This is a genomic window from Streptomyces sp. NPDC111802, from assembly GCF_055634335.1.
Map to the genome: position 1 here is coordinate 1 of NZ_JBVKCZ010000239.1, position 1165 is coordinate 1165.

A 1165-nucleotide genomic window follows, 5' to 3' on the forward strand; every position below is an offset into this window, starting at 1 on the left:
CCCCTGATCGAAAGGGTGTTGTCCGACGGCTCGTTCATCACCACACTCAACGGGCGCCCGGTCCGCATCATCGACGCCACCGTCACGGCGACCTGCGCCGACGGTAAGCAGATCGGCGACTCCTACCGCCTGGCCACCACCCTGCTCGATCCGGTCAGCGACCCGGCAGCCGACCTGGTACGCCTCTACCACGAGCGCTGGGAGATCGAGTCCGCGTTCACGCACTGCGCCACACACTCCAGGGCGGACGGATCCTGCGCTCGCGCGACATGGCGGGTGTACATCAGGAGCTGTGGGCCAGCCTGTGTGTCTACCAGCTCTTGCGTCGAGCGATGACGGACGCGGCGCTGGGACAGCCCGGCGTGGATCCCGACCGCCTGAGTTTCACCGTGGCCCTGGAGACCGCCCGCGATCAAGTGGGCCTGACCTTCGGAGTCGACGACATCGCCTATCCACCCACCGCACCCGGCACGATCGGTGGCGCCGTGCTGGCAGCGATGATGCCGGAGCGTCGCCTGCGTATCAGTACGCGCAAGGTCAAATCCGGCACATCTCGCTACGCGTCCAGGGACGGGGAGTGGTCGGCAAGCAGCATGAACATCACCCGACTGGCGATCGTGGTGCACGACGGCCACATCCCCTTCACCCCGGCCACCGCATCCGCCGCAGCCCGGAACGACTCACCGGCGGCCTCGCGCTCCAGCCGAAAGGAGCAGGTCGTCCAATTGATGCAGACCGCGCCCACCCGTTCCTGGACGGCCCGCGAGATCGCCTACGTCCTGGACCTCCCGAAACACACCGTCATTGCCGGCCAGCTGTGTCAATGGGCTCTCACCGGGGTTCTGCAACGCACCGCTCCTGGCGCCTACGTCCTTGCCCCCGCCTGGGTCGATCCGTGCCGTCCCCGACAAATTGCACACACCGCGAAGGAACGCACCATCGCACTCCTTCAGACAGACCCAGACCGCTCATGGAAGGCCCGCGAGATCCTCCACGCCCTGGAGTATCCGGAAACCCGACATCGAAGCCTGGTCACCGAGCTATGCCGCTGGGTTCGCCAAGGCATCCTCACCCGAACAGGTCCCGGCGACTACACCGTCCCCCAACCACCGCCGGAAAAAGCGGACTTGACCGACGCCGGAAGTGCCTAACTTCCCGGCCTTGG

The 1165-nt window shown here is 66.4% G+C and carries 1 protein-coding gene and 1 pseudogene; both read left to right on the forward strand.

Features of this window, described 5'->3' with window-relative positions; all coding sequences use genetic code 11:
• Positions 1-336, forward strand: a pseudogene (locus ACZ7NC_RS45725) (hypothetical protein); the annotation flags it as partial.
• Complete coding sequence (locus ACZ7NC_RS45730; RefSeq protein WP_471498429.1) at positions 333-1151, forward strand: hypothetical protein; 819 nt, start codon at positions 333-335, stop codon at positions 1149-1151. The pseudogene ACZ7NC_RS45725 and the gene ACZ7NC_RS45730, both read left to right, overlap by 4 nt.
• Positions 1152-1165 lie beyond the last annotated feature (14 nt).

Bases quoted from the DNA above. Each gene is read 5' to 3' on its own strand.
- ACZ7NC_RS45730 (WP_471498429.1), top strand. From the start codon at position 333: ATGACGGACGCGGCGCTGGGACAGCCCGGCGTGGATCCCGACCGCCTG.